This is a genomic window from Pseudomonas sp. B37(2017) (genome assembly GCF_002112885.1).
GTDB classification, from domain to species: Bacteria; Pseudomonadota; Gammaproteobacteria; order Pseudomonadales; family Pseudomonadaceae; genus Aquipseudomonas; species Aquipseudomonas paraglycinae.
Genome location: NZ_NEIX01000001.1, coordinates 1,223,708 through 1,249,332, shown reverse-complemented (window position 1 = coordinate 1,249,332; position 25,625 = coordinate 1,223,708). Strand labels below are relative to the sequence as shown.

The window sequence follows — 25,625 nt, the reverse complement described above, 5'->3', positions numbered from 1 at the left end:
CGCCGCGCAACTATTGGTTCAAGTAATAGTGACCATCAAGAAACGCAAGTTCTGCTTTGGCGCCGATGGGCGGAAAATCGCCTCCATCGAACACACCGCTGAAGGAATTGCGCGATGAAGACTTTGACCCGACTGGCTGTAGTCGCCCTGCTGATGGGCGGGGTGGCCGCTTCCGTAGCCCCAGCCTACGCAGACGACGCCCGGTCGTGCCATTTTCTGCCCGTCGCCGGCAGCAGCGCCGCGCTGCAGCACTCGCAAACCGTCGGTGTGCTGTACAGCGAAAACACCCTGGACAACTTGCAATACCTCGAGCGTTACCACGATGTAGCGGTGAACGGTGCCAAGGATGCGCTCGATGCGCGAATCCGTGACGCCTTCGTCGACAGCTCCGATCCGGAACTGGCCATCGACTGGCTGATGAGTTCGCTGCAACAACAGTTTCTCTCGGTGACCGTCTACGACAGCCTCGATGCGCTGGTGCAGGCCCATCCGGACGTGGTGGTGATGCTCGACACCCACAACCGGCTGCTGACCCAACGCAACAGTCAGGTCGAAGCGCGGTTTGCCGCACGCTTCTACGACGCCAACCTGCAATACATCGGCAAGGCCGAAGGCGCGGTGGAGAAGCAACTGCCTTCGGTGTGGGTACACAACAAGGCAGCGCCCGAAATCGCTGCCGGGATTGAACAGCAGCGCGACCTGCAACTGAGTGCCTTGAAGCAGTTCGATGACTCGCTCAAAGCCCTGGTGAGTGCAGGCTGAACACCCAAATCAAAAACGGCAACGGCAGTGCCCGTGACACTGAACGTTGCCGAAGAACCGAACCTTTTATTTTCAGGATTTTATCCATGCGTGCCTTTTTTATCCCTGCCATGGCTTCTGCCAGTTTGTTGCTGACCGCATGCGCTTCTGCGCCGAACGACCCGACGCTGACCCTGCAGACGCACAAGACGCCTGCCCAGTACGCCGAATGCGTGGTGCCGAAACTGCAGGGCAGCGCGCTGAACCCGACGGTTTCGCAGACCCAGCGCAGCTACCGGATCGTGGTGCCGAGCAAGGTGGCGGCGGACAACGTCCTGGAAGCCTACAAGGCACAGGACGGCGGCAAGGTGTTTTTGTATGAGCGCCACTTGCTGGCGTCGAGTTTCATGCCGTCGAGTTTTGAACGGGCTGCCCAGGAGTGCCTGTAACGCCTGACGGTTAACGCTTTTGACGATGCTCCTTTGGTTGGCCGCAACCAACCAATTCTTTTGCCCCGCACCTTGCGGGGCTTTTTTTGCCCGGCGTTTGGCGCAGTCGGCGCTACGCTGGATAGCGGAAAAGGTTTTCGGGAGAACAAGGATATGAGGAAGGAAAGCAGCGGCGCGGCGACTGAGAATCCCTCTGTGCTGATCGACGCGAGAATCAAGGAACTGAACGACTGGCGCGGCCAGAAGTTGGCCGAGATCCGCGCGATCATTCATCAGGCGGATCCGGAAGTTGTCGAGGAATGGAAGTGGCGGGGCGTTCCGGTCTGGTCACACAACGGCATCATCTGCACCGGGGAAACCTATAAGGCCGTGGTGAAAATGACCTTCGCCAAAGGCGCGGCGCTGGAGGATCCATCAGGACTGTTCAACGCCAGTCTGGAGGGCAATACCCGGCGGGCGATTGATGTTCACGAAGACGACAAGATCGATGCAAAGGCACTGAAAGCGCTGGTGCGTTCGGCGATTACGTTGAATACAAAGAAATGATTTGCCGTTGAGGCAAAGGTGAAGCGGAGTAGGGTGAAACGAGGAAAAAATGGCAGGGGCGGCTGGATTCGAACCAACGCATGGCAGGATCAAAACCTGCTGCCTTACCGCTTGGCGACGCCCCTGTAGCTATTGGTTTCAGTCCCGGGAGGACCTCTGCAACAGTGGGCGGCACTTTACCAGCGCTCTTGCGTTCTGTGAACCCCTGAAGCCAATAAATTTCAGAGAAAACAGCTACTTATTTCCCGGACGGTATCGCCGGTCAGGTTTTTCGGGCTTTTCAGCGAACGCCATGCAAGCCGGCGCGACCGCTGTAGCCCGAAAACCTGGCAAAGACCTGCCTCGACCAACCGATCAGTTGCCGTCTGCAACCTTGCGTTCGATTTCGTCGACCTTGCGTTGCAACGCTTCAGCGTCCTGTTCCTTGGTGCGGGTCGACGAGGGCGTGATGACCTCATCCACGCCGCGGGTGTCGTCGTCCGGGTCTTCAAGATCGCGTTTCACCACATTGACCGGTTTGCCGGACTTATCGGTGGGTGGAGCTTTACTGTCGTTGTTCATGGCGCTGACCTCCGTTGGCTTAATCGTTGGATGCAGCGCCACTGAGCGAGTTCGAGATTTTTCGCGGCGAGCGGGCAAACGGCAGCCGTCACCGTCTCAGCTCAACGAACCCGGCACTCCCGCCAGCAAACCGGTCAGCGTCTTCATGATCGCCTGCTGCCGCGCCCGGTCGGTCAGGTGTCGGGCCTCGGCGGCGGCGACGTCGGCGTGGCAGTGCGGGCAGATCGATTCGTGCGGCTGGATGTATTGCAGGCAGTCGCGGCACAGGGCCAGTTGCGTCGGCAGGCGTCCTTCCTCGGGGGAGGACTGGCCCTGATTGATCCAGGTCAGTTTGATCACTTGCCCGCTGTCGCTGACGCTGCTGACTTTTTCGCCGGTGTCGATGCGTTCGGTGATCAGGTCAAAACGTCCGACGGCAAACGAGCGTTGGGCGGCGTCTTCGACTTTGACGATGCGCTCGCGCAGACCCTGTTTTTGCAATTCCAGGGTTCGGTAGTGGCAGTAGGGATTGTTACCGGGTTTGCCCAGCAGCGAGTGCGATGTCCAGGTGCAGCCGCCCCGGCAGACGTCGTTGTAATAACAGCTTCGGCAGTAGCCCCACAGGTCATCGACCGAGCGCAGGCGGCCGAAGTGCATGCCTTCGCTGTAGTGCCAGATATCGTGCAGGCTCATGTTGCGCACGTTGCCGCCGGAGAAACCAACGGTCGCCAGTGACGGGCAACCTTTCACCGTGCCGTCTGCTTCCAGCGCCAGCACGGTCTGGCCGGCCGCGCAGCCGCTCCAGTGCACGCGCTCGTCACCGAAGCCGCGCCACAGATGTTCGTAAGGGCCGTAATAACCGATGTTGTTGCCGACGTTCATCAGCAGGCCGCGATCCAGCCCTTCGCGGTACAACCGGGCAAGCAGCGGCATCACTTCCAGCAGCTTATACGGCTGGAGCAACAGTTCCGGATGGTCGACGGCGTTGCCCATGGCCACCGTGATCTGGATCTGCCAATGGGTGGCGCCGAGCTCGATGATGGTGTCCATCAGCTCCGGCAAGTCCGGCAACGTGGCCGCGCCGATCTGGGTGTTGACGCTCACCGCCAGCCCCGACGCCTTGGCCCGGCGCAGGGTGTCGACGGCCTTGTCGAACGAGCCGGGCACGTTGCGCACCTGGTCGTGCAGCGGCGCGAGTCCGTCCAGGGAAATGCCGACCCCGTTGAGCCCGGCATCGACCGCTGCCTGCATTTTCGCCGGCGTCAGATTGCGCCCGCCAGTCTGGATCGCGCAGTACATGCCGTGGTCGTGGATGGCGCGGATCAGTTGCGTCCAGTCCTTGCGCAAATAGGCTTCGCCGCCGATCAGGGTGATCTCGCGGGTGCCGAGGGCGGCGAGGGAATCGATCACATCGAGGCATTCGCGGGTGTTGAGTTCATCGGGACGCCGATGCCCCGCGCGGGAGCCGCAATGCAGGCACTTGAGGTCGCAGGCGAGGGTGATTTCCCAGACCACGTGCACCGGCACGTAGCGTTTGAGATCGGTGTCGCTGAGGTAGCGGGCAGGGCGGTTGTCTGTCATGGGAGATCCTTGCGCACGGGCCTGTGCGCGGCACGATTGGACTGACCTCGATTGGCTGGAAGACCGGGCGCGGTCACCCATGACCGCGCCCGGGCCGTACCGCTTAGCGCGCTTCCAGTCGCGCGATTTCCGCGTTCAGCTGCGCAAGGGCACTGCGCAAGGCGTCCTCGTGGGCCAGCTGTTGTTCGCCCTGCTGCACGGCGACTTTCAACTGCGCCAGATCACCGCTGGCCTGAGCTGTTTGCACGGCCACCGCATACAGCGGCTGGACATGATGCTCGGGCGGCAGTGGCTCGACGCTCGGCGCCTGATGCACGGCAACGTGCCGCACGTCCTGCCACTGGCCGCCTTCGTTGTAGCGGTAATCGATAAAACCGCTGGTCCAGTCGTTCAGAATGCCCTTGAGGTGGAAGGTCTGGGCGATCTGGCTCACCGGGCCGCTCGGGCTGCCGTCGAGGGTGAGAATAAGGTAGGTCTCGGTGGATGGCGTGAGCCTGGCCTCGGAGTAATCGCCCCAGACCCGGGCATGGAAATTTACCGGTGGCCAGGTGCTTTGAAACACGCTGGCGGTTCCGCTGACTTTTTTGCGGACGGTATCGACCACGATATCGAGGGTCAGAACCGGTGCGCCCAGCAGTGAGTTACTGGCGATGAGGCGGGTGTGAAAAAGTCCGATCGACATGATGCTGCTCCCTTGTGAAAGTTATGGTTCCAGATTGCCGATCAGCGACTTTGCACGCGGCTGATTTCTTTGTTGGCGTCGTCCACGGCTTTGCGCAACAGCGGCAGTTGCTCCAGCTGCTGTCTGGCCTGTGCGGACAGGCTTTTCATCTGGGCCAGGTCACCGCTGGCGATAGCGCCCTGAATCGGCGCGGCGTACAGCGGCAGGACCGGCTTGTGCGGCTCGATCACCGGGCCGGGATTGAACGGCTGAAGGACGTTCGAAGGCACCTCCACCAGATGCGCCGGCACGTTGTTGATTTCGTGCCAGCGCTGGCCGTCGAAGTACTCATAGTTGGCCACGCCTTCGCGCCAGTCGGTGCCGACCACCAGATGGATCTTGAAGTTGATGATGGAGTTGGAGCCAGGGCCGCCGTGGTTGCCCTGGGCGGTGATCAGGATCTTGCTGACACCGGGCTTCATCACCGTCATGTAGGTGTATTCGCCCCAGACGTCCGAGTCGATGTCGAGCGGCGGATTGGTCGCCTGAGTCACCGCGGCGTTGCCGGTGACATGCTGCTGTGGCGTGGACACCAGCAGGTTCAGCGCAAGACTCTGCGCCCCTGGCTGGCCCGTACCGATCCGGTAGCTCACCGGGAACAAGCCGACATTTTGCTGAGTTGCTGACATGTTGATTGCCTCCATTGCAATGTGGGAAATGGCCTTAGGGTTTTTCCAGTCGAGAAACTTCTTTGGCCAGTTTTTCGTACGCGGTTTGTAGCTCCTTCGCTTCCGGCTTCGTTGAATCGCGCTGCTTCAACAAAGTCTTCATCTGCTGCAGATCGCCGTCGGTGATCGCGCTCTGGATGGCGACGCCGTAGGGCGGGATGTTGTGGTTTGAACCGGTCATATCGAGGCCTTCCTTGTGGGTGTGTGCCGCTCGACCCCTTGCGCAGAAGGGGCGCCTTTCCAGACAGGCAGGCGAACGACATCGGCCAGAACCACCGGCAACCGGGATTCTCGGCGACGTGACAGCCTGATCTGTCGGGATCTGATCAATTCGCAAACAGGGTTCGCGCAGGGGCGACACCGCAGCGCCGTCTCACGCGCAAGCGTCGTCAGCCAAAACCGTCGGGCCTGGCCTCGGGCGTCAATGAAGGGGGTTGCCGGTGGGGCAAACGGGGGAAACTCACCTGTACGTTGGTCATCTTTCTGTCCTTGATAGAAAGCAACGAAACACAGGGATAGGTCGTTCACTCTTCAAGAGTGCAATACCCGCGCAAGCACAAAAACCATCCCTGATTTTTCTTCCAGTGCCGCTGATGGCGCTCGTCGAGCGACGCTTGCCAAGTGGCCAGCATTTTGCCAGCCACGCAACCCTAGACCCGTTTGTGCAGGGCTGCCAGAAAAAGCGCCGAACGGTCATGTCTGTCCAATGCAGGGATTTTGGCGCACGCACAACCGACCTTTCGGCAGCGTGTTCAAGCGATTGAATCGAGATCGCCATGGACGCTGAGGAACGTTCGAAAATGGAAAATGTACGCCGATGTACATTGTGTGTACGCCCCGTGTAAAGTCCGGTCAAAGTCTCAAAGACAGGTGCATTGCAATGACGCAGGCAGGACGGACAAAAAACAAGGCTCAGGATTCAGGATGGCGCGGTTCTGTGGACGTCTGGCTGGACGCCGCGTATGAGGCTTTGAAGGAATCCGGAGTCGATGCGGTCAGGGTAATGCCGCTGGCCAAGCGCCTTAACCTGTCGCGCACCAGCTTCTACTGGTTCTACGAAGATCGGGAGCAACTGCTCGCGGCGCTGCTGGCCCGCTGGCGGGACAAGAACACCGGTGGGCTGGTGGGGCAGTGCGAGCGTTATGCCGAAAGCGTGTCCGAGGCGATCCTCAATGTTTTCGAATGCTGGCTGAACCCTGCGTTGTTCGATTCGCAGTTTGAATTCGCCGTGCGCAGCTGGGCGTTGCAATCGGATGAAGTCGCCGGGCAAATCGCGCTGGCCGACGATGCGCGGATCAATGCGCTGGCCGCTATGTTTCGCCGTTTCGGTTACGAGCCGGGGGCGGCCGATGCCCGTGCCCGGACGATCTATCTCACGCAGATCGGCTACATCTCGATGAAAACCACCGAAGACGTGATCGTGCGGTTCCGGCGAATCCCGCAGTACGTCACCGTGTTCACCGGAAAGTCACCCAAGCGGCGCGAGCTGGACCGGTTTTTCGGTCAGTTCGGTTATGCCGAGACGGAGCCGGGGGTGTTTGTTCCACTGGTGGAAACCTTCGAAGAGGCGCTGCCCGATGACCAATAGAACGCTGGGGATCATCGGCGGCACGGGCTGGCTGGGAAAGGCGATTGCCGAATCGTTGCTGGACCTGGGATTTATCAGGCCGAGTGATCTGCTGATCTCGAACCGCTCGGGCAGTGCTGATGTTGCGCCGGGAGTGCGCGTGTTGAAGGACAACCAGTCGCTGGTCGACAGCAGCGATATTGTAATGCTCTCGGTCCGGCCCGAGCAGTTTCGGGCGTTGCAGATCGATGCCCGAGGCAAAACGCTGGTATCGCTGATGGCCGGCATTTCAGCGTCCACCCTCGGTGCCGCGACAGGCGCGCGAGTGGTGGTGCGGGCCATGCCGAACGCGGCGGTGGAGATCCGCCAATCCTATACGCCGTGGTTCGTGGCCGGCTCCTTGACCGATGAAGAGCGCGACTGGCTGCAGCGATTGTTCGAATGCGTGGGCACGGCGGACGAGGTGCCCGATGAAGACTGCATCGATTATCTGAGCGCGTTGTCCGGTACCGGGCCGGCGTTTCCGGCGCTGTTGTGCGCTGCGCTCGCCAGTCAGGCCGAAGCGGCCGGCATCCCCGCGCGGATTGCGCAGCGGGCGGCACGGGCGGTGGTGGTGGGCGGCGGTCAACTGCTGGCGGGGCGGGAACCGCAAGCTCTGCTGGATGCCTTGATGGCTTATCGCGGGGTCACGGCGGCTGCGTTGCAGTCGATGACCGGGCAGAACCTCGAAGACATCGTGGGTCGGGCCGTACAGGCCGGCGCCCAGGTTGCCCGGCGCGGCCTGTAGTGGGCAGATACGGCGACTTCCCTCCCGACACAGAAGGGAGGGCCACGTTCAGAGGTCTTTCATCAGCCGTAACGCATCGTAAATGGCCGCATGGGTGTTGCGTGCGGCCACGGCGTCACCAATCCTGAACAGCTGAAAACGTCCGTGCGGGTCGGTGACGATGTCCTGCGTCTTGCCGGCAATCAGGTTGTGTTGTTCCACCGCGCCGCCGTTGCTCGAATGCGCGCGCAGGTCGAAATACAAGTCATCCAGCGGGATCGTGCCGTGATTGACCACCACCTGATCCACCACCCGCTGCTTGTGCACCGTTCCGTAATCACTGCCGAGCGTTGCCACCAGTCGCCCGTCGCGGCGCTCGACCGAATCGACGCGATAGGTGACGGTAAAGGTGACATCCAGATCCTGCAGGCTGCGCATGTAGGGCACCAGATTCATCGCCATGACTTCCGGAGCAAAACTGCGATCGGGGGTGACGATTTCGACACTCGCGCCGCTGGCGGCGATGACCTCGGCAGCCTGTAGCGCGGCGTGGTCGCCGGCATCGTCATAGATCAGGACATGCCGGCCTGGCTTGATGTCACCGGCAATGATGTCCCAGGTCGAAACCACCAGCTCGTTGCCTGCACTGAGCACGTCCGTGTGGGGCAGGCCGCCGGTGGCGACAATCACCACATCCGGTTCATGCTGCAGCACCGTGTCGGTTTCGGCCCAGGTGTTGAAATGAAACTTCACGCCCAGACGTTCGCACTGCGCCATGCGCCAGTCGATGATGCTGATCATCTCCCGCCGCCGTTCGCTGAGGGCGGTCAGGCGGATCTGCCCGCCGGGGCGATCCGCCGCTTCGAGCACAGTCACGTCATGACCGCGTTCGCCCGCTACCCGCGCGGCCTCAAGTCCCGCAGGACCGGTGCCGATCACCAGCACTTTGCGTTTGCGTGCTGCCTTGGGAATGTCGTGGGGCATGGTGGTTTCCCGGCCGGTTGCCGGGTTATGGATGCAGTAAGCGGCGCCGCCCTGATAGATGCGGTCCAGACAATAGTTGGCGCCGACGCAGGGACGGATATCTTCCTCACGTTTTTCGATGATCTTGCGCACGATATGCGGATCGGTCATGTGCGCCCGGGTCATGCCGACCATATCGACCTTGCCTGAGGCGATGGCATGGCGAGCAGTGGCGACGTCAGGGATCTTGGCTGCATGGAAGGTCGGGAATCCGGTGGCCGCACGGATTTCACCGGCAAAATCCAGATGCGGCGAATTGCGCATGCCCTGGATCGGAATGACATCGGTCAGACCCGCATCGGTGTCAATGTGGCCGCGTACGACATTGAGAAAATCCACCAGCCCGCTGTCTTTCAGCAGGTGGGAAATCTGCAAGCCTTCGCGGGCGTCGAAGCCGCCGGGCAAGCCTTCATCGCCGGTGTAGCGCACGCCCAGCAGGAAGTCCTCGCCGACCCGCTGGCGAATCCCGCGCAGGATGTCGAAGGTGAAGCGCATGCGGTTTTCCAGCGAGCCGCCGTACGGCCCGTCGAGTTCGTTGGTCAACGGTGACCAGAACTGGTCCATCAAGTGCCCGTAGGCCTGCAGCTCCAGACCGTCCATGCCGGCGGCGTGCATCCGCTCGGCGGCGTCCACATAGTCCTTGATGATGCGCTGGATATCCCAGTCTTCCATTTTCTTCGGGAAAGAGCGGTGCGCCGCTTCGCGATGGTGCGACGGCGAGACCACCGGCAACCAGTCGGCCTTGTCCCAGCGGGTGCGGCGACCCAGATGCGTCAACTGGATCATCACCGCCGCGCCGTGCTCGTGGCATTCGTCGGTCAGGTCCTTCAGCCACTTCACCACCTCATCCTGGTAGGCGAGCACATTGTTGAACACCGGCGGGCTGTCTCTGGAAACGGCGGCGGAGCCGGCCGTCATGGTCAGCGCGACGCCGGCTTTGGCGCGTTCGACGTGGTAGGCGCGATACAAATCCTTGGGCATGCCGTCAACCGGGTAGGCCGGTTCGTGAGCGGTGGTCATGATCCGGTTTCTGAGCGTCAGGTTCTTGATTTTGTAAGGCTGCAACAGGGGATCGCTGGACATGGTGGTGCGCTCCGGGGTGGGCTTCATCAGGCTCGGCGACTTGAAATTAGGTCAACTGTACAGGCATGTCAATCATGGCTGACACAGGTGTACATTTTTCTTGCGCGGTGCTTCGCCCAGGCATAGGATTGCGCCAGACGCCTCAACCGCAAGGCTGTCCAGATTGAGACATACCTGCCGATCCCACCTCCCCAGGAAGACGCTTGATGAACGCTCATTCGCCTTATCGAAATACGCTTTTCGCCCTGATTCTGGCCACGCTCGCTGCACAGGCCCAGGCCGCCGAACCTGCACCCGTGCGCATTGGCTGGGTCAACTGGTCGGACACCGAAATCACCGTCAAACTCGCCAGCGCGGCGCTTCAGGATCACCTCAAACAACCGGTGAAACTGGTGATGGCCGATATCGGCATTCAGTTCCAGGCCCTGGCCAACGGCAACATCGACCTGATCCCGATGGTCTGGCTGCCGAGTACCCACAAGGCGTTCTACGACAAATACAAGGATCGCCTCGAAGACCTCGGCGTGCTGTACGAAGGGCGGATCGGCATGGCCGTCCCGACATCGGTGCCGATCAGCGAAGTGGCCAGTGTCGAGGATCTGAACAAGCCGCAAGTGAAGGAAAAACTCGAAGGCAAGATCCTCACCTCGGAGGTGGGCAACGGCCAGTACAAACTCACGGTCAAGGCGATCGAGGAATACAGGCTTGATGGCTACAAACTGGTGGCGTCTTCGGAAAGCGGCATGCTCAATGAACTGGATCGCAACCTGAAACGGGACAAATGGTCACTGGTCAATGCCTGGAGCCCGCACTGGATGTTCTCCAAATGGTCGTTGCGCTATCTGGATGATCCGAAGCAGATTTTCGGTGGCGCCGAACAGATCCATGCGATGGCGCGCAAGGGGTTCAGTCAGGAATACCCGCAGGTGGCGTACTTTTTCGCCCACTACTCGATCCCGCAGGCAGATCTGGAAAGCTTGATGATGCAGGCGCGCCAGACCTCATCGGATCAGGCGGTCGCGGCCTATTACGCGGCCAACAAATCGCGGTTCGAGGCGATGTTCGAGCCGGGCACGCAAACCGCCAGCAATCGACAACCCTGATCACGGCGCCGGGGTTCCAGCAAGCACCGGGCCCCGGCTGGCGAGGTGTTGATTCGATGTTATCCTTCGCAGAATGTGTGACAAATAGCGAAGGCGCGCGGCCTATGAACACGAATCGTGACCAATTTCCCTTGCCTGAAGACCTCAAGGTTTTCCTCACCGTCATCCGCAAGAACAGCTTTGCCAGCGCCGCTGACGAGCTGGGCTTCTCACCGGCCTACGTCAGCAAACGCATCTCGGTGCTGGAAACCACGCTGGCGACCAAGCTGCTGCACCGCACCACCCGGCGCATCGCGCTGACCGACGATGGAGAGCGGGTGTGGATCTGGGCGGAGAAACTGCTGGGGGATTTCGATCAGTTTCTCGGCGAGATTTCCCAGGCCCGGCACCAGCCGGCGGGCTCGCTGCACATTTGCAGCAGCTTCGGTTTCGGCCGCAATCATGTGGCGCCAGCGATCAGCCAGCTGTCCCGGGCGTGCCCGAAACTCGACATCCGGCTGGACGTGTTCGACCGGGTGGTCGATCTGGTGGGCGAGGGCTTCGATCTGGAAATCCTCGTCGGCGATGACCTGCCGGGCCAGCATCTCGCGCGCAAACTGGTGAGCAACCGGCGCGTGCTGTGCGCCACGCCGGAATACCTCGAACGCCGGGGCACGCCGCAATCTCTCGAAGACCTGAAAGACCACGATTGTCTGGTGCTCAAGGAGCGCAACAACGCATTCGGCATCTGGACCCTGAGCAAGGACGGACAAGAGGAAACGGTGCGAGTGAATGGCCCGTTGTCCTCCAACAGCGGCGAGATCGTGCTGGAGTGGGCCTTGAGCGGTGGCGGAATTCTGTTGCGCTCGATGTGGGACGTCAAACCGATGCTCGAGCAGGGCAGGCTGGTGCAGGTGCTGGACGGCTACACCCAGAGCGCCAACGTCTGGGCGGTCTATCCGACCCGGCTCAGCGAGTCGGCGAAATTGCGGGTGTGCGTGGAGTTTCTGGAAGAGTACTTCCGCGATTTGTCTGTGGAATGAAAACGGGCGGTTCAATGAACCGCCCGTTTTTTTGCCATCAACCCAGCCAAGGATTGTCCGCCAGATGCCGTGCCTCGAAGGCGCGGATCTGCTCGGTGCGTTGCAGCGTGGTGCCGATGGCGTCCAGCCCGAGCAGCAACGACTGTTTGCGCAACTGATCGATCTCGAAGTCGATCAGCGTGCCGTCTGCCAGCTCGAGGGTCTGCTGCGCCAGGTTCACGCTGATCCGCGCGGTCGCTGGAACGCTGATCGCCTCGGCCACACGCTTGAACTGCGCCTCGTCCAGTTGAATCGCCAACACGCCATTGCGCTGGCAGTTGTCGTAGAAAATCCCCGCGAACGTGGTGCCGATCAAGGCTCGGATCCCCACTTGCTTCAAGCCCCACACCGCGTGTTCGCGGCTGGAACCGCAACCGAAGTTGGGGCCGGTCACCAGAAACGCCGCGTCCTGCCAGGCCGGTTGGTTGAGCACGAATTCCGGGTTGGGTTCGCCTGAAGCGAGAAAGCGCAGATCAAAGAACAGCCCGCGATCCAGCCCCTGGCGATCGATGCCTTTGAGAAACTGCTTGGGCATGATCACGTCGGTGTCGATGTTGGACGCGAGAAACGGCGCGGCGCTGCCGCTGACAGTGTCGAAAGGTTGCATGGTTCAAGCCTCCAGCGCGACGGTGCGCACGTCAGTCAAATGGCCGCTGATGGCGGCGGCGGCGACCATCGCCGGGCTCATCAGGTGGGTGCGCGCACCGGCGCCCTGACGGCCTTCGAAGTTTCGATTGGTGCTGGACGCACAGCGATCACCCGGCGCGAGCACGTCATCGTTCATCGCCAGGCACATCGAACAACCCGATTGACGCCACTCGAAACCCGCGTCGAGAAAAATCTGCGCCAGGCCTTCGTCCTCGGCCTGATTGCGCACCAACGTCGAGCCGGGAACGATCATCGCCCGCACATGGGCCGCCACACGCTTGCCGCGCACTACGCGGGCGACATCACGCAAATCTTCGATCCGCGCATTGGTGCAGGAACCGATGAAGGCATGGCTGATCGTCACTTCGTTCAGCGGCATGCCGGGTGTCAGGCCCATGTAGTCGAGGGCGCGCTGCAGGCCCTGACGCAGGATCGGATCGGGCTGGGCGGCCGGGTCCGGCACGTGGCCTTTGATCGGCGCGGCCTGATCGGGACTGGTGCCCCAGGTCACCATCGGCTCCAGCGCGGCGACATCGAGGATGACTTCGCGATCGAACACCGCGCCCTCGTCGCTGTGCAGGGTTTTCCAGCGCTCTATTGCCTGCTCCCAGACCTTGCCCTTGGGCGCACGCGGCTTGCGTTGCAGATAGGCGAAAACCTTGTCGTCCGGCGCCATGAACGCACCCCGGGCACCGGCCTCGACGGCCATGTTGCAGATGGTCATGCGCGCCTCGACGCTGAGGGCGCTGATGGCCGGGCCGGTGAATTCGATGGCGTAACCGGTGGCGCCGGACGCACCGATTTTTTCGATCAGCGCCATGATGATGTCCTTGGAGGTGACGCCTGCGCCGAGCTCACCGTTGACCGTCACCCTCAGGGTTTTCAGGCGTTTGTAGACCAGCGTCTGGGTTGCCAGCAGGTGCTCGATTTCCGAAGTGCCGATGCCGAAACCGAAGGCGCCCAGTGCGCCGTAAGTGGTGGTGTGGCTATCACCGGCCGCCACCACCATGCCCGGCAGAATGAAACCCTGTTCCGGCGCCACAACGTGTTCGATGCCCTGGCGTTTGTCCAGCACATCGAACAGCTCGATACCGAAGTCGCGGCAGTTTTCTTCGAAGTACGACACCTGGCGCGCGCCCCCGGCGTCGGGCATGGTCGCGATGCGTTTCGGTGCGGTGGGGTTCACATGATCGACCACCGCCAGCGTCGCTGCGGGCCGCCACACCGTGCGCCCGGCATCGCGCAGGCCGCTGAAGGCTTGCGGGCTGGTGTATTCGTTGGCGACCTGGCGGTCGATGTAAAGCAGCACGTGGCCCTGATCGTCGAGGGTGCAGACGGTGTGACTATCGATGTGCTTCTGGTACAGCGTTCTCGGGCTGGGCATGGCTTGCGCTCTTTTCTGTCCGGGGCAAAAACAACATGAGGACAGAATATTGATCGCAGAAATGGCATCAAGAGCGCATTGGTGATGCCATAGGACACGAAGTGTGAATAGTTGCCCGCGTGTTACCTGAAGCTTTTCATCGATGGTTTTTCTCCTGCGCATTCTCTAAGGGGAATGAATGCTCGGGCCCCGGAAACTTCGACATTTGCACGTCGTCAATGAAGTTGCGAGCTGCTCCGAGCAATACGCCACGAAGGTCGGCGTATTGTTTGACGAATCTGGGCAGATGCCCGGTTCGCAACCCCGCCATGTCCTGCCAGACCAACACCTGTGCATCGCAACCCACGCCGGCGCCGATGCCAACCGTGGGGATGGAAACGGCGGCGCTGATTTGCGTCGCGACTTCGTCAGGCACCATTTCGATCAATAAAGCAAAGGCACCCGCTGCTTCGAAGGCGCGGGCGCTTTCGATCAGCCGATGGGCATCATGCCCCCGTCCCTGAACACGATAGCCGCCGAGTTGATGTTCAGCCTGCGGTGTAAAACCGATGTGGGCCATCACGGGAATGCCTGATCCTGCGAGTTTTTCAACCTGCGGCAGCATTTCAACGCCGCCTTCGATCTTGACCGCGTGTGCACCTGCTTCTTTCATGAAACGCACGGCGGTATGGAAGCACTGCTCTGGCGACGCCTGATACGAGCCGAACGGGAGATCCGCAATCACCAACGGTCTGCGGGTTGTCCGGCTGACGGCACGCACCAGCGGAATCAGCTCGTCAACGGTCACTGGCAACGTTGATTCGTGGCCGAAAACGTTGTTCGAAGCCGAGTCGCCCACCAGCAAAACAGGAATTCCGGCCTCTTCAAAAATACTCGCGGCGTACATGTCGTAGGCCGTAAGCATTGCCCATTTCTGCCCAAGCGCCTTCATTCTCTGAAGATGGGGAATGCGGATGCGGGACTGCTGTTCCGGGCCCTGGTTATTGCTGTACAGCGAAGTTGTGTCACTCATGGTGGTTCCTTTGGCGAGCGCCAGGTTTCAGTTCGGGAGCTGTTCAGCCAACAGAATCGCGGCGATCAGAATCATGATTGCGCCCGACAGACGACTGACGAATCGCGCCGCCACCGGTCGTGCCTGTAATACGGAACGCGAGCCGAACCCCACCAGCAGATAAATCACTCCACAGCTGAACGCGTGCAAAAGCCCCAGCGCCATGATCTGCATCGGCACCGGCCATGCCGCCGTCGGGTCGGTGAATTGCGGCAGCAGTGCCAGGAACAACAGAAAAACCTTGGGATTGAGGCCGCTGACGCAGGCGCCCTTGAGCGTCCAGCGCGACCAGGATCCGGATGCCTGGCTCTCTGCCGCTTCGGGCGTGGAGGGGTGTCGCAACATGTTGATGCCCAGCCACAGCAGATAAAGGCTGCCGCCAATCGTCAGCACCGAGAGGGCGAGGGGATTGCTTGCCACCAGACCGCCGACGCCTGCCGCAACCACCAGCGTTGCGAGCAAGTGACCGATCAGCAAACCGGCCACGGCGGGCAGCACCACGCGACCGAACAGCCCCGCCGAGATGGCATAGGCCCAATCCGCGCCGGGGGTGATGACGAACAGAAAAGAAACCGCCCAGAAGGCGGCAAAAACACTCAGGGACATTTTGATCTCGCAAACAATCGGCTCAAGGCATGCAACGTTCACGAAAAAGAATAGAGATATCGGGCTAGAATCTTTTCTCAAACATTCCAGTCGATAGGGCTTTAAGTGGGAGAAAAATGCTGATGGACAGGATTGACCAGAAGATTCTTGCGGAGCTGCAAGCCGACGGTCGTCTTTCGATCACCGAGCTGGCCGATCGGGTCGGGCTCAGCCTGTCTCCCTGCCATCGTCGGGTTCGGGCGCTCGAAGAGAGCGGGGTGATCGTCGGTTATCGCGCGCAACTGGCCCCGGCAGCGCTGGGGCTGAATTTTTCGGCGATGGTGTTTGTGACGCTGCGCGAGGGCAATCGCCAGGCGGTGGAGGCTTTCGAAGACTCGGTGACGCAGATCCCGCAGGTCGTCGAGGCGCAGCGACTGTTCGGCGAACCCGATTATCTGCTGCACGTCGTTGCGCGGGATCTGCCGGAATTTCAGCAGCTTTACGACGAGCGCCTGTCCAGCCTGCCCAACGTCCAGCGACTGACGTCCACGCTGGTGATGAAACGGGTAATTCAGGATCGTTCGCTGCCACTTTGAAGCGCTCACCTGTCGGGAGGTCTACGCCTCTGGCAATCTGGCAATCACCTTGATCTCGAACTGAAAGCCATACAGCCACGTCACGCCGACCGCCGTAATCGTCGGATGCGGCGCCTCGCCCCAGAACTCCGGCACCACTTCCCAGATGGTTTCGAAGGTCGATTGCGGATCGACCATGAACACCGTCACGTCCACCACGTCATCGAAGCTGCCGCCAGCCGCGCCGAGGATCGCATTGAGGTTGGTGAAGGCCAGTCGCACCTGTTGTTTCAGATCCGGCTCCGGTGAACCGTCCTCAAGGCTGCCGACCTGGCCTGAGACAAACAGAAAACCATTGGAACGAACCGCCGGGGAATAACGATTGCGCTCGTAAAGCGCATGGCGTCCGGGCGGGAAAACCACGTTGCGTTTTGGCTGAGCGTCAGTCATGGGTGTCTCCTTCAATGGGTTGAAAACCGGTGATGGAGCAACTCTAAGGACTTGCCTCGGCGCGATAAACGCGCAACCTTGGCGCTCACTGTTTGCAAATCCCAAACAATCGAGCCGCTATCAGAGGTGGGATATGGACCGTTTTGACGCGATGCAAGCCTTCGCCCGAGTGGTGGAGGCCGGCAGTTTCACCAAGGCCGCCGAAACCCTGCACATGAGCAAGACCACCGTGACCCAGCTCGTCCAGCAACTGGAGGCGCGGCTGCGAGTGAAGTTGCTCAACCGCACCACGCGCAAGGTCAACGCCACGGCGGACGGCGCGGCCTATTACGAGCGGGTGATCAAGTTGCTGGCAGACATGGACGATGCCGAAACCAGCCTGCCTGGCGCGGCAGCGCAGCCCAAGGGACGCTTGCGGGTCGACGTGCCCAGTCCTCTGGCCAACCTGATTCTGGTGCCGGCGCTGCCCGAGTTTTACGCGCGCTACCCGGAGATCCAGATCGACATGGGCGTCAGCGACCGGATCGTCGACATCATCGATGAAAACGTCGATTGCGTTATCCGAGGCGGGGAGCTGCGGGATCAGTCACTGATGGCCCGGAAGGTGGCGGATCTTCAACTTGGCGTGTACGCCGCGCCGAGTTATCTGGCCCGCTCCGGCACCCCGATGCATCCCCGGGAGCTGGAAGACAGCCATCACCGGGTGGTCGGTTTCCTTTGGGCGCGCACCGGCAGGCCAGTGCCTTATGCCTTGCGCAATGCCACGGAGAACCTGCTGATCAAGGGCCGGCATGTTCTGGCGGTCGACGATGGCAATGCCTATCTGGCGGCAGGCCTTGCCGGTCTGGGTGTGCTCTGGCTGCCGCGCTACATGTCGGCGGTGCACGAGGCCCGCGGTGAGCTGGTGGCGCTGTTCGAGGGTTGGGCGCTTGACCCGATGCCGCTGTACGTTGCGTACCCGCCGAACCGGCATATCAGCCAAAAGCTGCGGGTATTTATCGATTGGATCGTGGAATTGATGGCCACGCGTGCCAATGGCGCGGAACTTGCTGGCCGCGCTTTCGGACTGTCAAAAAAATAGCGAATAACGGCAATCACAAAAGTCGACAGTCTGGATGCACCGCTATTCACCCCAGGAGCGTCACTCGCAATGAATATGTACATCGATATTGTCGGCGCGTGCAATTTGAGCTGCCCTTCGTGTCCGATGGGTAACTCGGAAAACGTCAACTTCAAGAAAGCCATGCAAGTAGACATGTTCAGGAAGATCGTCGAGAAGGCCCGAAACGAAGGGGTCGAGGCGATTTTTCTGTATAACTGGACCGAGCCGTTGATCCACCCGCGAATCGGCGAGTTCGTCGAAATCATCAACGCGGCCGGTCTGCGCAGTGGTATCAGTTCCAACCTGAATCTGGCGAAAAACATGGAGACGGCGATGCTCGCCAATCCATGGTTCTTCCGTATCTCGCTGTCCGGGTTTTATCAGCAGACGTACGAACAAGGGCACGTCGGCGGCGACATCGAAGTCGTGAAGGCCAACATGATCAAACTGCATGAGCTCAAGCAGCAACATGGCTTGAACACGCGGATCGAGGTCTATTACCACCGCTACCTGGACAACATGGAAGAAGAAGGGCTGATGCGCGAATTCAGCCAGCGCCTGGGCTTCGAATTCTCGACCGGTTATTCAGTGATGATGCCGCTGGAGAAGACGCTGGCGCTGATCGAGCGCGACCCGTCGGTGACCGATACTGATCGCGAGACCCTGCAGCGACTCGCGCTGCCGCCCTACGACGATCTGGTCAATCTGGTCCGCCAGTATCCTCAGCAGGCCTGCACGCTCAAGGATGACTGGCTGGTGCTCGACTGCAATGGCAACACCATCCTGTGTTGTTCGATTTTCAATCAGACCGAATATCAGGTCGGCAAATACCTGGACATGCCGCTGGCGCAACTGACCGAACGCAAGTCCACTCAGTCGAACTGCATCGACATGTGCAATCGCTGCGCAAACAACGGATTGCACATCTACTCGGCACACTCCAATCGGGGACCGCTGGAAAGTCACGCCGTCAACCGGATCATCGATTTCCAGCGGCGCACGATCATGGGGGCGCCGGTCGAGAGCGACAAGCTTGGGCGCAATGGCGAAGTCAGTGCCGAGAACTTCGACGAAGCGCAATACCTGCATATGAATCAGGACGTCAGGAACGCAATTTCCACGGGTGCGTTCACCAGCGGTTATCAGCATTACGTGCTGTTCGGTCGACTGGAAGGCCGGCTCGGCGCCGGTCATTTCACGGCGGTCTGAACCTGCGGGTCGGGTTCTGCCAGCTGAGTTGTCAGCCATTGACTGAAGCATCGCGCCATCGGGTCGTTATCGCTGTCGCGGTGCGTCAGCATTGCCCAGTTCGGGCCGCGAATGGTTTGCTCCACCAGTGGCTGCAACAGCCCGTTTTGTTGCGCCTGACGGCTGAGCAACTGACTGACCAGCGCAATCCCCAGACCTGAACATGCCGCGTCCAGCAGCAGGCCCGGATCAGAGAAATTCAAACCCTGATCCTGCTGGCCTACATCGATTCCCGACTCCACCGCCCAATGGCTCCAGTCCATTTCCCGCTCGCCGTGCAGCGTTGTCCGCTGCGCGCTCGGCACGCTTAACAAGCTCGGATGACACGCGGGGTAGAGGCGGTCGGCATGCAGCACTTTGAAGCTGCATTCAGCTTGCGAACTGATGTCGTCGCGCACCGCCAGATCGATGGTCTGGGTCGCCATGTCCGGCACTTCATCGGTGCTGAAAATCCACAGATCCACATTCGGATGCTGACGGCGGAAATCCCCCAGCCGCGGCAGTAACCAGTGCCGGGCAAACGCCGGCGTGGTGTTGAGCACCAGTTGATTGGGTTTCTGGTATTGCCCCAGCCGCCGAATTCCCACCGACAGTTGCTGCAGCATCGCCTGGGTGGTGCTGAGCAAATCGTGGCCGGCGTCGGTCAGGCTGACGCTGCGCCCGCTGCGGAAAAACAGAGGCTGTTCCAGATACGCCTCAAGGCTGCGGATCTGCTGGCTGATGGCCGATTGCGTGAGGCTCAGCTCCTCCGCGGCCTTGTGAAAACTGCCCAGCCTTGCGGCGGCTTCGAAGCCGCGCAACGAGCTGAGGGGTGGCCAGTGTTTCAGCATGATCGATAAGTTCCTCTAATCAGTTTTCCGCTAAATCCATCGTTTGTTTGCCCTTAAGGCCGCCATTAGCATGCACATCAACGCCGCCAAGGCTGTTTTCATTGAACACAATGGCTTAACTCAAAGGGCTTTTTACCATGCAGCAGAACAAAAATAACAACAGCGGTTGGATGATGCCGGCAGAGTGGGTGACGCACGCGGCGACCTGGATGGTCTGGCCACACAATCAGGCCCTGTGGGAATCGGGTTGGGGCGTCACCTTGCCGTTGGTGCAGGAAGATTTCGCCCGCGTCGCCAATGCGATCGCCCGGTTCGAGCCAGTGAAAATGGTCGTCGATCCGTCGGCCATCGCCCGTGCCAAAGCCTTTTGCGGACCGAACATCGAACTGATTCCACTGGCCGTCAACGACAGCTGGTGCCGCGACTCGGGCCCAAGCTTCGTCGTGCATCCGGAGCAAGGCCTGGCTGGCGTGAGCTGGCGCTTCAACGCCTGGGGCGGCAAGTCGGCCCATGATCTGGACGAAAGCCTGGCCCGCCGAGTGCTCAATCATTTGGGCGGCGAGTGCTTTGGAACGGCGCTGAGCAATGAAGGAGGCGCGATCCACGTGGACGGCGAGGGCACGTTGATCACCACCGAATCGGTGCTGCTCAACCCCAATCGCAACCCCGGCGTGAGCAAGGCCGAGATGGAAGAAATCTTCAGCCGCCTGCTCGGCGTGAAGAAAACCATCTGGCTGCCGGGCGATCCGGATTACGTCACCGGCGACATGACCGACGGCCACGTCGATGGCGTCTGCGCCTTCGCTCGTCCCAGCGTGTTGCTGGTGGACGCGACTCATGATCGCAGTTCGGTGTATGCCGAAGTCGTGCGGGAAAACCGTCGCGCACTGGAACTGGCTACCGACGCCCAAGGCCGCAAGTTCGAGCTGATCGAATTGTATGAAGCCACCGATGCGGTGGACACCGAAGCCGAAGTGTTTTGCGCCTCGTACACCAACTTCTACATCGCCAACGGCGCGATCATCATGCCGGCGTACGGCATCGAGGCAGACCATGTAGCAGCAGAAACCTTGGCCAAGGCGTTCCCGGGGCGTGAAGTGGTGCCGGTGCAGATCAATCATCTGGCCCATGGCGGCGGCGGTGTGCATTGCATCACCCAGCAACAGCCCGCCTGGCCGGTGGAGGGTTGATCGATGACGCTGCTGAAAGTCGCCACCACCCAGATGCCGTGCACCTGGGATCTGAAAAACAATCTGGATCGCGCCGAGCAGTTGGTGCGTGAAGCGGCTGCGCAGGGTGCGCAAGTGGTCCTGTTGCAGGAGCTGTTCGCCACGCCGTATTTCTGCATCGAGCAGAGCCACCACCATATGGCACTGGCCGAGGAGTACCGCGACAGTCAGGTGCTGTCGCGCTTCGCCGCGCTGGCCCGTGAACTCGGCGTGGTGCTGCCGTTGAGCTGGTACGAGAAGGCCGGCAACGCCTACTTCAACTCCCTGAGCGTGGCCGATGCCGACGGGCGCCTGTTGGGCGTGTACCGCAAGACCCACATCCCCAACGCCATCGGCTATCAGGAGAAGGAGTATTTCAGCCCCGGCGACACCGGTTTCAAAGTCTGGGATACCGCGTTCGGTCGCCTCGGCGTGGGCATCTGCTGGGATCAGTGGTTCCCGGAAACCGCCCGCTGCCTGGCCTTGATGGGCGCCGAAGTGCTGTTGTTCCCGACGGCTATCGGCTCTGAACCGGGCTGCGCGGATCTGGATTCGCGGGATCACTGGCAGATGACCATGCGTGGCCACGCCGCTGCCAACCTGCTGCCGGTGATCGCCTCCAACCGGGTTGGCCGTGAAGTGGCGGGCACCGATGCAGCGTTGCAAATGAATTTCTACGGCTCGTCGTTCATCTGCAACCACAAGGGAAAAATGCTCGCCGAAGCCGATCGCGCCAGCACCGGTGTCTTGGTGCAAAGCCTGGATCTGGCAGCCATGCGTGAAGATCGCCTGAGCTGGGGCATCTACCGCGACCGTCGTCCGGAAATGTACGGCGCGTTGTTGAGTCAGGACGGCCGTCACCTTAACGTCCGCTGGAATCCTCAAGGAGTCTGATATGCCTACTTCACACAAGTGGTTGCTGGGCGCTCTGGGCCTGGCGCTGGCCGGTCTGATGCCGGCCGTACACGCCGAAGACAAGACCTTGCGGCTGTACAACTGGGCGGATTATTTCGCTGAAGACACGCTGAGCAAATTCACCGCCGAAACCGGGATCAAGGTGATCTACGACGTGATGGACGGCAGCGAAACCCTGGAAGCCAAGATGCTTTCCGGCGGCAGCGGCTACGACCTGATCTTCCCCGGCGACACTGTGGCCGAACGGCTGATGCGCGCCGGCAGCCTGTTGCCGCTGGATCCTTCGAAAGTCACGGCGATGAACGACATCGAACCGGGCCTGCAAAAGCTGCGCAGCCATTACGAGCATTCGAACAAGGCCACCGTGCCGTACACCTGGGGCACCATCGGCCTGACCTACAACGCCGAGCAGATCAAGCAGCGCATGGCCGACGCCCCGGTCAACAGCCTCGACATGCTGTTCAAGCCGGAACTGGCGGCCAAATTCGCCGATTGCGGAATCTCGATGATCGACTCGCCGGACGAAGTGCTGGCGGTGGTGCTCAATTACCTGGGCCGCGACCCGCGCAGCGCCAAGCCTGCGGATCTGGCGGCGGCCAGTGACTTGTTGATGAAGCTGCGGCCGTACATCCGCAAGTTCCAGTCGCAACCGGTCACCGATCTGGTCAACGGCAACCTGTGCCTGTCCCTCGGCTACAGCGGCGACATGACCCAGGCCCAGCGCACCTCGGACAGCGCCGGCAAGCAGACCCGCTTCCAGTACCGCGTGCCGCGCGAAGGCACCACGGTGTGGATGGACACCATGGCCATTCCGGTCGATGCCAAACACCCGGAATACGCCTACGCGTTCATCAACTTCGTGATGCGCCCGGAGAACATGGCCGCGATCAGCAATTTCACCGGTTACCCGACCTCCAACGCCAAGGCCCGGCCAAACGTGGATGAGGCGATGCGCAACAACCCGGACATCTACCTCGACGAAGCGACCTATGCTCGTCTGATACCGGGCAAGGACATTCCCCAGGCCGACATGCGCGCCCGCATGCGCACCTGGACCAAGTTCAAGACCGCCACTGCAAAGTGATTTTTCCGGGCCGCCTCGGTGGCCCCTTACACCACAGGAACGTACAAATGCCGACTCGTCGCGAGTTCATCAAACAGGTTTCAGTCGCCGCCGGCGTAGGCGCTGCCGTCATGGGCCTCGGCCTGTCACCGGCGCGCTTGCTGGCGGCCAGCGAAGGTCGCTGGTTCATGCCCGACGAGGGCGACAAGCACGAACGCGCCTACATGGCCTTCGGCGCGCAGGACGCGATCTGGGAAGACTTCACCGAAGACGTCCAGGAAGCGCTGGGCCGGATCGCCCGCGCCATCGCCCGCTACGAACCGCTGACCATCTACTGCCGTAGCGGCGAACGCAGCCTCGCCGAAGAGATTTGCGGCACCTCCAACATCACCTACCAGATCGCCAACCTCGACGACATCTGGATGCGTGACATCAGCGCCAACTTCGTCATCGACGACAAGAACGGCCTGGGCGCCGTGGACTTCAACTTCAGCGGCTGGGGCAACAAGCAACAGCACTCGAAAGACGCGAAGATCGCCAAACGCGTGGCGGCCGATGCGCAGGCGACTTACCAGCGCAGCGAACTGGTGGGCGAGGGCGGCGGCATCGAAGTCGATGGCCACGGCACCGCGATCATGACCGAAAGCTGCTGGGTCAACGAAAACCGCAACCTCGGCTGGAGCAAGGCTGACGTCGAGGCTGAACTGAAAGCACGCCTCGGTTTGCGCAAGATCATCTGGCTGCCGGGCATCAAGGGCAAGGACATCACCGATGCCCACGTCGATTTCTACGCGCGCTTCGTCACGCCCGGCGTGGTGATCGCCAACCTCGACACCGACCCGCGCTCCTACGACAACAAGGTCACCCTGGCGCACCTGGAAATCCTGAAAAAGGCCACCGACGCCGACGGTCGCCCGTTGCAGATCCACACCGTGTCGCCACCGCTGAAACCGCGCAAGACCAAGTTCAACAAGGACAACGACGACTTCGCGGCCGGCTACATCAACTACTTCGTGATCAACGGCGCGGTGATCGCCCCGGAATTTGGCGACAAGGAGGCGGACAAGAAGGCCTTCGACCTGCTGAAAAAGCTCTATCCGAACCGCGACGTGGTGCAGATCAACATCGACGCCATCGCGGCCGGTGGTGGCGGGATTCACTGCGTGACCAGTCACCAGCCGGCGTAAGGCTCAGCTTCTGCGCACCGCCACGCATTTGATTTCCACCAGCAACCCCGGATGGGCCAGTTCGCTGACGCCGATGCAGGTCCAGGCGCAGAAGCCCTTGGGGAACACACGGTTTTTCACTTCGCGAAACACCGGCATGTGTTGGCTCATGTCGACGTGATAGGTGGTCATCTCCACCACATCGTCGAAGGTGCAGCCACCGGCCTTCAGCACTTCGTCGAGGTTTTCCCAGGCACGAATGAACTGTTGCTCGGGATCTTCGATGACTGTCAGATCAGCCGTCCGGCCCACCTGACCGGCGCAGTAAAGCGTGTCGCCGACCAGAACCGCCGGGGCGTAACCGGCGCGTTCGACGATGGTTTTCATGGAGTCGGGGATGATGATTTTGCGATCGGGCATCGTGTTTTCCTTCAGTGACGGATTTCAGCGACCGTGCGCCGCCGCTGCCAGCTGCTCGGTATCCACTCGCACAAATACCGAATCGCCCACCGCCGTCAGCACATCCCCGGCGTAGACCTCGCAGATCACCCGGGTCTTGCGCCCGACCTCACCGTCGACTCTGGCCTTCAGCGTCAGCGGCACGCCCATTGGCGTCGGCTTGATGAACTTGATGCCGAGGTTGCCGGTGACGCAGTTGATGCGCGGCAGGCTTTCGGCTTCGCGATTTTCCGCGCGGTAGTGGTAGGCCATTGCGGTCCAATTGGAATGGCAGTCCACCAGCATCGCGATCAAACCGCCGTAGACCAGCTCCGGCCAGCCGCAGTATTTGGCTTCTGGCACGTGCTCGGCCATGACGTGCACGCCGTCCTCGTGCCAGAAACTCTTGATGTGCAAACCGTGCGGGTTGCTGCTGCCGCAGCCAAAGCAGACGCCCTCGGGGGCGGCGGTGTCTTGCAGGGAGGTGTCGTGGGACATGCCGGGATCATCCTTAAACTGTTAGCCGAACCGGGCGGATTCTAACCCTGAATAAAGGACGCAGCTCGATCAATGCGATTGTTCGCTCAGGCGGTGCGGGACTGGGCGAGCTGGGGGGGCGTAGCTTTACGTCAGATCAACAACCCCAGCGTATCGCGGCGCACTAGGTGCGCTGCGCCAGGTTGCGTTGAAACTCTTCGAAGCTGCAGGGCAGCGTCGTGGCTTTGCGTTTTTTCGACTTGTCGCGCTCGTCCGGCAGTTGATCGCTCAGTTCCCAGACCTCGAGCATCTTGGCGTATTCGAAGGCGTGGCGCGGGTCGATCTGAATCCACTGCTGGAATGCCTGGCGTTCGTCGGGCGTGCAGGTTTCGTCTTGCAGGCGCAGGCACCAGTGCGCCGCTTGCGTCAGGATTTCATCATCTGCGTCGTTCATTGACGGGTTCCAGAAGGGGCGAAGACTGCAGTTTACGTGGGTGCTTGCAAAAAAAACGTCAAAGCACGGAACGGATTTAGTCGGCAACCACGGACAGAACGCGCGTGTGCCGGACAGATCGCGCCGCCATTTACGTTTTTCGAAGAATTGCCATATTCAGTCACATTTCATTGTAGATAGTG

The 25,625-nt window shown here is 60.9% G+C and carries 29 protein-coding genes and 1 tRNA gene; 14 read left to right on the top strand and 16 right to left on the bottom strand.

Translation table 11 applies throughout. The features are described from left to right. Positions 1 to 114: 114 nt before the first annotated feature. The 3 genes from CAF90_RS05710 to CAF90_RS05700 all read left to right on the top strand — a co-directional run bounded on the left by CAF90_RS05710 (position 115) and on the right by CAF90_RS05700 (position 1,736). Positions 115 to 762, top strand: coding sequence for an ATPase (locus CAF90_RS05710; protein ID WP_085604713.1), 648 nt, complete (start codon positions 115 to 117; stop codon positions 760 to 762). Positions 763 to 848: 86 nt separating this feature from the next. Then, positions 849 to 1,190, top strand: coding sequence for a hypothetical protein (locus tag CAF90_RS05705; protein WP_007955484.1), 342 nt, complete (start codon positions 849 to 851; stop codon positions 1,188 to 1,190). Positions 1,191 to 1,343: 153 nt separating this feature from the next. Further along, positions 1,344 to 1,736, top strand: a complete 393-nt coding sequence (locus CAF90_RS05700) for a DUF1801 domain-containing protein (protein ID WP_085604710.1) — start codon at positions 1,344 to 1,346, stop codon at positions 1,734 to 1,736. A 50-nt stretch (positions 1,737 to 1,786) separates the two neighbouring features. Here the strand turns inward: CAF90_RS05700 and CAF90_RS05695 are convergent. The 6 genes from CAF90_RS05695 to CAF90_RS05670 all read right to left on the bottom strand — a co-directional run bounded on the left by CAF90_RS05695 (position 1,787) and on the right by CAF90_RS05670 (position 5,427). Then, positions 1,787 to 1,861 (bottom strand) — tRNA-Gln (locus tag CAF90_RS05695). Between the two features lie 229 nt (positions 1,862 to 2,090). Continuing rightward, on the bottom strand, positions 2,091 to 2,297 hold the full coding sequence (locus tag CAF90_RS05690; RefSeq protein WP_085604707.1) for a hypothetical protein: 207 nt from the start codon (positions 2,295 to 2,297) through the stop codon (positions 2,091 to 2,093). Between the two features lie 96 nt (positions 2,298 to 2,393). After that, the gene (locus CAF90_RS05685; protein WP_085604704.1) at positions 2,394 to 3,857 is read right to left on the bottom strand and encodes a GDL motif peptide-associated radical SAM/SPASM maturase; all 1,464 of its coding nucleotides are present in this window, start codon (positions 3,855 to 3,857) and stop codon (positions 2,394 to 2,396) included. 103 nt (positions 3,858 to 3,960) lie between these two features. After that, entirely contained in the window at positions 3,961 to 4,539 is a 579-nt protein-coding gene (locus CAF90_RS05680) for a DUF1842 domain-containing protein (protein WP_085604701.1), read from the bottom strand. Positions 4,540 to 4,580: 41 nt separating this feature from the next. Then, complete coding sequence (locus CAF90_RS05675; RefSeq protein WP_085605176.1) at positions 4,581 to 5,207, bottom strand: DUF1842 domain-containing protein; 627 nt, start codon at positions 5,205 to 5,207, stop codon at positions 4,581 to 4,583. Positions 5,208 to 5,241: 34 nt separating this feature from the next. Beyond that, positions 5,242 to 5,427, bottom strand: coding sequence for a DUF1843 domain-containing protein (locus CAF90_RS05670; RefSeq protein ID WP_085604698.1), 186 nt, complete (start codon positions 5,425 to 5,427; stop codon positions 5,242 to 5,244). A 699-nt stretch (positions 5,428 to 6,126) separates the two neighbouring features. On the opposite strand from CAF90_RS05670, the gene CAF90_RS05665 reads away from it, so the two are divergent. Together CAF90_RS05665 and CAF90_RS05660 are read left to right on the top strand one after the other, a co-directional pair. Further along, entirely contained in the window at positions 6,127 to 6,834 is a 708-nt protein-coding gene (locus tag CAF90_RS05665) for a TetR/AcrR family transcriptional regulator (protein WP_085604695.1), read from the top strand. Further along, a complete protein-coding gene (locus CAF90_RS05660) occupies positions 6,824 to 7,600 on the top strand; it encodes a pyrroline-5-carboxylate reductase (protein ID WP_085604692.1) in 777 nt (258 codons plus the stop codon). Before CAF90_RS05665 ends, CAF90_RS05660 begins: the two co-directional genes overlap by 11 nt. Positions 7,601 to 7,648: 48 nt before the next feature. On the opposite strand, the gene CAF90_RS05655 is transcribed toward CAF90_RS05660, so the two are convergent. Next, positions 7,649 to 9,685, bottom strand: a complete 2,037-nt coding sequence (locus tag CAF90_RS05655) for an NADH:flavin oxidoreductase (protein WP_085604688.1) — start codon at positions 9,683 to 9,685, stop codon at positions 7,649 to 7,651. A gap of 206 nt (positions 9,686 to 9,891) precedes the next feature. On the opposite strand from CAF90_RS05655, the gene CAF90_RS05650 reads away from it, so the two are divergent. Beyond that, positions 9,892 to 10,788 carry a glycine betaine ABC transporter substrate-binding protein gene (locus tag CAF90_RS05650; RefSeq protein WP_085604684.1) on the top strand — a complete coding sequence of 299 codons (897 nt, stop codon included), beginning with the start codon at positions 9,892 to 9,894 and terminating at the stop codon, positions 10,786 to 10,788. A gap of 104 nt (positions 10,789 to 10,892) precedes the next feature. After that, the gene (locus tag CAF90_RS05645) at positions 10,893 to 11,810 is read left to right on the top strand and encodes a LysR substrate-binding domain-containing protein (RefSeq protein WP_085604681.1); all 918 of its coding nucleotides are present in this window, start codon (positions 10,893 to 10,895) and stop codon (positions 11,808 to 11,810) included. Between the two features lie 37 nt (positions 11,811 to 11,847). Here the strand turns inward: CAF90_RS05645 and leuD are convergent, their stop codons facing one another. From leuD to CAF90_RS05625, 4 genes are all read right to left on the bottom strand, one after another. Continuing rightward, positions 11,848 to 12,456: a 3-isopropylmalate dehydratase small subunit gene (gene leuD / locus CAF90_RS05640; RefSeq protein WP_085604678.1), complete on the bottom strand. Its 609-nt coding sequence runs from the start codon at positions 12,454 to 12,456 to the stop codon at positions 11,848 to 11,850. Positions 12,457 to 12,459: 3 nt separating this feature from the next. Then, entirely contained in the window at positions 12,460 to 13,881 is a 1,422-nt protein-coding gene (leuC, locus tag CAF90_RS05635; RefSeq protein ID WP_085604675.1) for a 3-isopropylmalate dehydratase large subunit, read from the bottom strand. Between the two features lie 136 nt (positions 13,882 to 14,017). Further along, positions 14,018 to 14,893, bottom strand: a complete 876-nt coding sequence (gene panB / locus CAF90_RS05630; protein WP_085604672.1) for a 3-methyl-2-oxobutanoate hydroxymethyltransferase — start codon at positions 14,891 to 14,893, stop codon at positions 14,018 to 14,020. Between the two features lie 27 nt (positions 14,894 to 14,920). Beyond that, entirely contained in the window at positions 14,921 to 15,538 is a 618-nt protein-coding gene (locus tag CAF90_RS05625) for a LysE family translocator (protein ID WP_085604668.1), read from the bottom strand. A gap of 122 nt (positions 15,539 to 15,660) precedes the next feature. Here CAF90_RS05625 and CAF90_RS05620 point away from each other — a divergent pair, with 122 nt between their 5' ends. Further along, positions 15,661 to 16,113 carry an Lrp/AsnC family transcriptional regulator gene (locus CAF90_RS05620; RefSeq protein WP_085605174.1) on the top strand — a complete coding sequence of 151 codons (453 nt, stop codon included), beginning with the start codon at positions 15,661 to 15,663 and terminating at the stop codon, positions 16,111 to 16,113. 21 nt (positions 16,114 to 16,134) lie between these two features. Here the strand turns inward: CAF90_RS05620 and CAF90_RS05615 are convergent, their stop codons facing one another. Next, positions 16,135 to 16,542, bottom strand: coding sequence for a RidA family protein (locus CAF90_RS05615; protein WP_085604665.1), 408 nt, complete (start codon positions 16,540 to 16,542; stop codon positions 16,135 to 16,137). 133 nt (positions 16,543 to 16,675) lie between these two features. On the opposite strand from CAF90_RS05615, the gene CAF90_RS05610 reads away from it, so the two are divergent. Together CAF90_RS05610 and CAF90_RS05605 are read left to right on the top strand one after the other, a co-directional pair. Further along, a complete protein-coding gene (locus CAF90_RS05610; protein WP_085604662.1) occupies positions 16,676 to 17,623 on the top strand; it encodes a LysR family transcriptional regulator in 948 nt (315 codons plus the stop codon). A 69-nt stretch (positions 17,624 to 17,692) separates the two neighbouring features. Next, positions 17,693 to 18,853 carry a radical SAM protein gene (locus CAF90_RS05605; protein ID WP_007955435.1) on the top strand — a complete coding sequence of 387 codons (1,161 nt, stop codon included), beginning with the start codon at positions 17,693 to 17,695 and terminating at the stop codon, positions 18,851 to 18,853. Here the strand turns inward: CAF90_RS05605 and CAF90_RS05600 are convergent. Then, entirely contained in the window at positions 18,835 to 19,722 is an 888-nt protein-coding gene (locus CAF90_RS05600; protein WP_085604659.1) for a LysR substrate-binding domain-containing protein, read from the bottom strand. The two genes, CAF90_RS05605 and CAF90_RS05600, sit on opposite strands and share 19 nt — an antisense overlap. Before the next feature lie 137 nt (positions 19,723 to 19,859). On the opposite strand from CAF90_RS05600, the gene CAF90_RS05595 reads away from it, so the two are divergent. From CAF90_RS05595 to CAF90_RS05580, 4 genes are read left to right on the top strand one after another with little or no spacing between them, the layout of a single operon-like run. Next, positions 19,860 to 20,912: an agmatine/peptidylarginine deiminase gene (locus CAF90_RS05595; RefSeq protein ID WP_085604656.1), complete on the top strand. Its 1,053-nt coding sequence runs from the start codon at positions 19,860 to 19,862 to the stop codon at positions 20,910 to 20,912. Between the two features lie 3 nt (positions 20,913 to 20,915). After that, positions 20,916 to 21,824, top strand: a complete 909-nt coding sequence (gene aguB / locus CAF90_RS05590; RefSeq protein ID WP_085604653.1) for an N-carbamoylputrescine amidase — start codon at positions 20,916 to 20,918, stop codon at positions 21,822 to 21,824. A gap of 1 nt (position 21,825) precedes the next feature. Then, positions 21,826 to 22,929 (top strand): extracellular solute-binding protein, encoded by a 1,104-nt coding sequence (locus tag CAF90_RS05585; protein WP_085604650.1) that lies wholly within the window; start codon positions 21,826 to 21,828, stop codon positions 22,927 to 22,929. A 47-nt stretch (positions 22,930 to 22,976) separates the two neighbouring features. Beyond that, complete coding sequence (locus CAF90_RS05580) at positions 22,977 to 24,095, top strand: agmatine/peptidylarginine deiminase (protein WP_085604647.1); 1,119 nt, start codon at positions 22,977 to 22,979, stop codon at positions 24,093 to 24,095. 3 nt (positions 24,096 to 24,098) lie between these two features. On the opposite strand, the gene CAF90_RS05575 is transcribed toward CAF90_RS05580, so the two are convergent. The 3 genes from CAF90_RS05575 to CAF90_RS05565 form a co-directional block, all read right to left on the bottom strand. Continuing rightward, positions 24,099 to 24,494: a RidA family protein gene (locus tag CAF90_RS05575; RefSeq protein WP_085604645.1), complete on the bottom strand. Its 396-nt coding sequence runs from the start codon at positions 24,492 to 24,494 to the stop codon at positions 24,099 to 24,101. Positions 24,495 to 24,518: 24 nt separating this feature from the next. Then, complete coding sequence (locus CAF90_RS05570) at positions 24,519 to 25,010, bottom strand: PaaI family thioesterase (RefSeq protein ID WP_085604642.1); 492 nt, start codon at positions 25,008 to 25,010, stop codon at positions 24,519 to 24,521. Between the two features lie 163 nt (positions 25,011 to 25,173). Then, on the bottom strand, positions 25,174 to 25,443 hold the full coding sequence (locus tag CAF90_RS05565) for a DUF4880 domain-containing protein (RefSeq protein WP_085604639.1): 270 nt from the start codon (positions 25,441 to 25,443) through the stop codon (positions 25,174 to 25,176). Between the last annotated feature and the right edge of the window lie 182 nt (positions 25,444 to 25,625).